The sequence below is a fragment of the Acidisphaera rubrifaciens HS-AP3 genome (assembly GCF_000964365.1).
Lineage (GTDB): Bacteria > Pseudomonadota > Alphaproteobacteria > Acetobacterales > Acetobacteraceae > Acidisphaera > Acidisphaera rubrifaciens.
Genome location: NZ_BANB01000029.1, coordinates 1 through 6,099 on the forward strand (window position 1 = coordinate 1; position 6,099 = coordinate 6,099).

Genomic DNA, 6,099 nt, shown 5'->3' on the forward strand with positions numbered 1-6,099 from the left:
TTGCTTGCGGGCTGGCGGGTGCCGCTGCGCCTCGCGCTGCTGTCGCCGGCGGGGCGGCCGGTCGCGGTCACGGGCGACATCGCCGGCTTCTGGTCCGGCGCCTGGGCCGACGTGCGCCGCGACATGCGCGGCCGCTATCCGAAGCACGACTGGCCGGAAAACCCTGCCGAATCCTCATCTCGCTGCCATCATCGCGGCAGGCCATCTGGTTCATGACAAACCTTTCGTGCGATGCATGCGCGACGGAACGGAGTAAACGCCGCATGAGTGCCGCCGCCATGTCCCGTCGCACCCTCGGCGCGCTCGTGCTCGGCCTAAGCCTCGCCGCCTGCAGCAGCGGCACCCCCACCGCCAGCGCCGGGACCGCGCCCGCGACCTTCGCGCCGCTGGTCAAGAAGGTGCTGCCCTCGGTCGTCAACATCGCGGTGACCGAGGTCGTGTCCGGCAACGACGTGATGGCCGACCTGCCGCCGGAGCTGCGCGGCACGCCGTTCGAGCGGCAGTTCCGCGACCGGTTCCGCGACCGGCGCGAACAGATCCTCGGCGCCGGCTCGGGCTTCGTCATCGACCCGTCCGGCGTCATCGTCACCAACAACCACGTCGTCGGCCACGCGGCGAAGATCGTGGTGTCGCTCTCCGACGGGACCGAGCTGCCGGCGACCGTGATCGGCACCGACTCGCTCACCGACATCGCCGTCATCAAGGTCAACGCCGGGCACACGCTGCCCGCCGTGAGCTGGGGCGACAGCCGCGCGGTGGAGGTGGGCGACTGGATCCTCGCCGCCGGCAACCCGTTCGGCCTCGGCGGCTCCGTCACCGTCGGCATCGTCTCGGCGCGCGGGCGCGACATCGGCGCCGGCCCGTTCGACGACTTCCTGCAGCTCGACGCGCCGATCAACCCCGGCAATTCCGGCGGTCCGACCTTCAACCTCGACGGACAGGTGGTGGGCGTGAACACCGCCATCGTCTCGCCGACCGGCGGCTCGGTCGGCATCGGCTTCGCGATCCCGTCGCAGATCGTCGAGGGAATCGTGGCCGACTTGCGGTCCAAGGGCCATATCGATCGCGGCTGGCTCGGCGTGTCGGTGTCGGAGTCCGACGCCGCGGGCAAGGTGAGCGGCGTCACCATCGCGGGCGTCGACCGGCAGGGACCGGCGGCACGCGCCGGCGTGCGTGCGGGCGACATCGTGACGGCCGTCAACGGCGACCACGTGGATACCGCCCGCGGGCTGATCCGCGCCGTCGCGGCGACGCAGCCCGGCACCGTCGTGCACCTGTCGCTGCTGCGCGCCGGACGGGCATTCGACGTATCGGTGACGGTCGGGCATCGCCCGGCCGACAGTGCCGGCTGAACGGGAGGACGGGACGCATGCGCATTCTGCTGGTGGAGGATGACCGCGACGTGGCCGGGTTCGTGCTGCGCGGCCTGCGCGAAGCCGGGCACGTGGTGGAACACGCCGACAACGGCCGCGACGGGCTGTTCATGGCCGCGAGCGAGACGTTCGACGCGGTGATCCTCGATCGTCTGCTGCCCGGCGGCATCGACGGGCTGCGCCTGCTGGAGACGCTGCGCGGACAGCAGAACACCGTGCCGGTGCTGTTCCTGTCGGCGCTCGCCGACGTGGACGAGCGGGTGCGCGGGCTGAAGGCCGGCGGCGACGACTACCTGACGAAGCCGTTCGCCTTCTCCGAACTGCTCGCGCGGGTCGAGGCGCTGGCGCGGCGCGGCAAGACCGAGGGGCCGGTGACGCGGCTGACGGTAGCCGACCTCGAACTCGACCTGCTGTCGCGGCAGGTCAAGCGCGCCGGGCAGAAGATCGATCTGCAGCCGCGCGAGTTCCGGCTGCTTGAGTACCTGATGCGCCATGCCGGGCAGGTCGTCACCCGCACCATGCTGCTGGAGGGCGTGTGGGACTACCATTTCGATCCGCAGACCAACGTGATCGACGTCCACGTCTCGCGCCTGCGGCAGAAGGTGGACAAGCCGTTCCCGACCCCGCTGATCCACACGGTGCGCAACGCGGGCTACATGCTCCGGGCCGAGGCGGTGTGACGGCGGCCACGACCGCGATCGACCGGGCCGCCGCGGCCGATCCGCCCCGGCCGCCCCACGCGGCCGCCGGAGGGGCGCGGCGAGGGACACATCCGTCCTGGCTGCGCTCGGCGAGCTTCCGCTTTGCCCTCGTGTACGCCCTGCTGCTGGCCCTCAGCGCCTCGGCGCTCTGCGTCTTCCTGTGGTGGGCGACCGCCGGCCTGCTGGACCGGCAGACCGAGGCGGCGATCCGCGCCGACGCGCAGGGCCTGTCGGAACGCTGGACCGAGGGCGGGCTGCCGGCCCTGCTGCTGACCATCGACGACCGGCTGGCGCAGAACGTGGACGACGACGCGATCTACCTCGTCGTCGGGCCGAGCATGCGGCGCCTCGCCGGCAACCTGCCGATCTGGCCGTCCTTCGTGACCGAGGCGAACGTCCCCTATCCGCTCGACGTCACCCGCGCGGGCGTGCCGAGCCGGGCGCGGGTCGAGCGGTTCGACCTGCCAGGCGATTTCCACCTCCTTGTCGGCCGCGACGCGCGGGTGCGGGCCCAGCTGCGCGGGCTGCTGACGGACGCGCTGCTGTGGTCGCTGATCGTGGTCGCGGCCATGGCCTCGGCCGGGGCGCTCCTGGTGCGCAGCCTGTTCCGCCGCACGCTCGCCAACGTGTCCGACACCGCCGCCGCCATCGCCGGCGGCGACTTCACGCGCCGGGTCCGCCTGTCCGGAAGGGGCGACGAGTTCGACCAGCTCGCCGACACGATCAACGAGATGCTGGACCGCATCGGCCGGCTGATGGAGGGGGTGCGCGCCGTCTCCAACGCCATCGCCCACGACCTGCGCACGCCGATCACCCGCGCGCGCACGCGGCTCGAGGACGCGACTCTGCACGCGGCGACCGAGGCGGAGCTGCGCTGCGCCATCGACCGCGCGACCGCCGACCTGGACGGCATCGTGGCGGTGTTCCAGGCGCTGCTGCGCATCGCGGAGATCGAGGCCGGCTCGCGCCGCGCCGCCTTTGCCCGCGTCGATCTCTCGCCCGTGCTCGTCGACCTCGCCGATCTGTATGCGGCGGCGGCAGAGGAGCGTGGCCTCGCGCTGCTGACCGAATATCCGACGCAGCCCGGCGCCCTCGCCGTCTATGGCGATCGCGGCATGGTGCAGCAGGCGCTGGCCAACCTGATCGACAACGCGATCAAGTTCTCGCCGCCCGGCGGCACCGTGACGCTTGCCGCCCATGCCCAGCCCGAACGGGTGGACATGCTGGTGATCGACCACGGCCCGGGCATCCCGCCGGCCGATCGCGGGCGGGCGACCGAGCGCTTCTTCCGCGGCGAGACGGCGCGGCACACGCCGGGCGCCGGGCTCGGCCTCGCGCTGGTACAGGCGGTGGCGCAGCTGCACGGCGGCACGCTGCTGCTCGAGGACGCCGGCCCCGGGTTGCGCGCCGTGCTGTCGCTTCCCCGCCACGGCGCGCAGGCGACCGTGCCCGTCTGACGAGGTTGTCATAGAGCGAACAGCCGCGCGACAGCGCCGGCGCGCTATATCGCCAAGATGCGCATGGGCGGGACAGGCGTGACATCCACGGACGGCGTCCGGGCCCAGCGGCGCCGTGTCGGCTGGCGCGCGGCCGCCGCGGGGGCCGCTGCCTGTGTCGCCGTCGCCTGTCTCGGGGCCGGCGGCGCCTTCGCCCCGGTCCTCGGCCAGGAGCCGGCCGTGCCCGATGCCGGCCGCATCATTCCCGATCCTGTTGGCGGCTCGGCATCAGGCGCCGCTGCCAGCACCGACGCCGAGGCGGTGACGACCGAGGACGGGCGCTACTGCACGCATCTGCAGGAAAAGCTGGCGCAGGTGGAACAGGGTGCGCTGCAGCCCCCGCTGCAGGAGGCGGTGAGCCTGTCCGCGGAGGGCACGCGCCTGTGCGAGGAGGGGAATGTCCGCGGCGGCATCCGGCGGCTGCGGCGCGCCCTCGTGCTGCTGATGCACGCGCGGCATGCCGCCCCGGACGGCGGCGGCGCCACGCTGCCCGACGCCGCTCCCCGTCCCTGACAGGCGCCGCCTGACAGGCGCGCCGGCCCGGATCGCTACCGGCCAGCCTCGTCGCCGCCCGCCTCATGCCGGAACGTGACCACAAGCACGTCGCGGTGGCCGGGCCGCGCCGGGTCCTCCGGCGTGATCGGCGTCACGCCGTGCAGCACGCGCAGGTCGTCCACCAGCGCCGCATCGAGCGGCTGCGCCAGGGTGAAGCTGCCGAGTTCGCGCCCATCCGGGGCGGCGACCGTGGTGACGCCCTCGCGCATGTTGTCGCGCCCGATCAGCAGCACCAGCACATGATCGACGCCGTCGCGGTGGCTGCCCTCGGGCGTCGGCCGCCCCTCGCGGCCGGCCCGCGCCTCGATGCGGAACTGATGACATTCGATGTGCCACGACTGCCCGGGGGTCAGCCGGTCCGCCAGGTCGCGGCACAGGGCGAGGATGCTGCGCATCGACCGGCTCTCGCCGACCTCCGCCGCGACGGGATCGAACCAGCGTTCGATGCCGCCGTTCAGCGGGTTGTAGTCGCGGCTCTGATAATGCGGCTGATGCGGCAGCCGCCGGATCGGACCGCCGCCCCGCGCCGCGCCGAACACGGCATGGCGCCGCTTCCGGTAGCGGCCGCCGTCGGCCATGTAGGTATCGAGCCCGAGATCATCCCAGCTCGCGGCGAAGCGGGCCCAGTCCTCCAGCCCGCCATGCGCCTCCAGCAGCGCCCGCATGTCCGGCGCGCGGACCAGGGCAAAGCCGTCCCGGCGCAGCGTCCCGGCCAGGCCCGCCGTCGCATCGGTCCCAACATTCATGGCGTGTTCTTTCCTGCCGCCCGATCGATCAGCACCGTCTGATCGATCACAAGCTTGCGGTGGGGGAACGGCATCTCGATGCCAAGCTCGTCGAAGCGCCGCTTCATGCGGCGGTTGAATTCGCGCATCACCGACCACCGCCCGAACCGCGTGCACATGATCCGGCACTTGATGACGACCGCGGAATCACCCAGATCATCCAGCCCCCATACCTCCAGATCGTCGAGGATCAGCGGCCGCCACGCATCCTCGGCGCGCATCTGCCGCACGATCGCGCGCAGCACCTCGACTACATCGTCATAGTCTTCCTTGTACGCAACGCCGCAGCGGATCACCGCGCGACTGTAGTCGCGGGTCATGTTGGTGACCGTCGTGACGGCGCTGAAGGGGACGATGTGCACCGACGCATCCTCGGCCCGCAGCCGGATGGTGCGGATCGACAGATCCTCGACCACCCCGGACAGGCCGCCGAGCGCCACGATGTCGCCCACCTGCATCGTGTTCTCCAGCAGCAGGAACAGGCCGGTGATTACGTCCTGCACTAGCTTCTGCGAGCCGAAGCCGATGGCGATGCCGATCACGCCGGCGCCGGCGAGCAGCGGCGCGATGTTGACGCCCACCTCGCTCAGCACCGTCAGCCCGACCACGATCAGGATCGTGGCCAGCAGCGCCGTGCGCACCATCGGCATCAGCGTGCGCAGCCGGGCCACGCGGGCAAGCTGCGCCTGCCGCGAGAGCCGGTCGATCTCGCGGTGGAAGCCGAAATTGACGCCCTCCCACACCAGCAGCGCCAGCAGCACGGTCACGCCGAGCGTGACCATCGCCGACAGCACCTGGTTGCCGAGCGGGTTCGTCACCAGCCAGACCAGCGCGCCGATGCCCCAGGACTGCAGCAGGCCGAACAGGGTGAAGGTGCCGACGACCAGGAAGATGCCGGCCCGCAGCACCGGCTGATAGATCTTCAACCGGTCCTGCAGCCCCGGATATTTCTGCGCGAGTTCGGGCCGCGGGCGCAGCACGGTCTCCAGCCCCTGCAGCACCGTTGTCATGATCACCCGCGCCAGGGCGAGCACGACCACCGTACCGACGAAGACCCGCCACAGCCGCGCATAGCCGTCCGGGATCTCCACCGCCCAGATGATCCAGAGCGCCGCGTCGTAGAACAGCGCGATCCAGTGCCATGTCGCGGCGAAGCGGCGGCGGACCGCGGCGACTGGCCCCGTCGCCT

Annotated in this window: 7 protein-coding genes; 5 read left to right on the forward strand and 2 right to left on the reverse strand. The window is 71.9% G+C overall.

Going from position 1 to position 6,099, the window contains the following annotated elements; genetic code table 11:
• From B8460_RS00985 to B8460_RS20730, 5 genes are all read left to right on the forward strand, one after another.
• Positions 1-216, forward strand: a 216-nt coding sequence (locus B8460_RS00985; protein WP_148360211.1) for an ATP-dependent helicase C-terminal domain-containing protein, incomplete at its 5' end; no start/stop codon positions are given.
• Between the two features lie 62 nt (positions 217-278).
• Positions 279-1,352, forward strand: coding sequence for a S1C family serine protease (locus tag B8460_RS00990; RefSeq protein WP_307188605.1), 1,074 nt, complete (start codon positions 279-281; stop codon positions 1,350-1,352).
• Positions 1,353-1,369: 17 nt separating this feature from the next.
• Positions 1,370-2,053, forward strand: coding sequence for a winged helix-turn-helix domain-containing protein (locus B8460_RS00995; RefSeq protein WP_048859703.1), 684 nt, complete (start codon positions 1,370-1,372; stop codon positions 2,051-2,053).
• Positions 2,050-3,531 (forward strand): sensor histidine kinase, encoded by a 1,482-nt coding sequence (locus tag B8460_RS01000; protein ID WP_241771056.1) that lies wholly within the window; start codon positions 2,050-2,052, stop codon positions 3,529-3,531. The genes B8460_RS00995 and B8460_RS01000 overlap by 4 nt, the downstream gene beginning before the upstream one ends.
• A gap of 219 nt (positions 3,532-3,750) precedes the next feature.
• Complete coding sequence (locus B8460_RS20730; RefSeq protein WP_148360213.1) at positions 3,751-4,083, forward strand: hypothetical protein; 333 nt, start codon at positions 3,751-3,753, stop codon at positions 4,081-4,083.
• Between the two features lie 35 nt (positions 4,084-4,118).
• On the opposite strand, the gene B8460_RS01010 is transcribed toward B8460_RS20730, so the two are convergent.
• A complete protein-coding gene (locus B8460_RS01010) occupies positions 4,119-4,871 on the reverse strand; it encodes a 2OG-Fe dioxygenase family protein (RefSeq protein WP_048859705.1) in 753 nt (250 codons plus the stop codon).
• A partial coding sequence (locus tag B8460_RS01015; protein ID WP_048859706.1) for a mechanosensitive ion channel family protein occupies positions 4,868-6,099 on the reverse strand: 1,232 nt, incomplete at its 5' end. The genes B8460_RS01015 and B8460_RS01010, both read right to left, overlap by 4 nt.

What these genes read in the sequence shown, in the direction of transcription:
- B8460_RS00990 (WP_307188605.1), top strand. Translation starts at nt 279, where the DNA reads ATGTCCCGTCGCACCCTCGGCGCGCTCGTGCTCGGCCTAAGCCTCGCC.
- B8460_RS00995 (WP_048859703.1), top strand. Translation starts at nt 1,370, where the DNA reads ATGCGCATTCTGCTGGTGGAGGATGACCGCGACGTGGCCGGGTTCGTG.
- B8460_RS01010 (WP_048859705.1), bottom strand. Translation starts at nt 4,871, where the DNA reads ATGAATGTTGGGACCGATGCGACGGCGGGCCTGGCCGGGACGCTGCGC.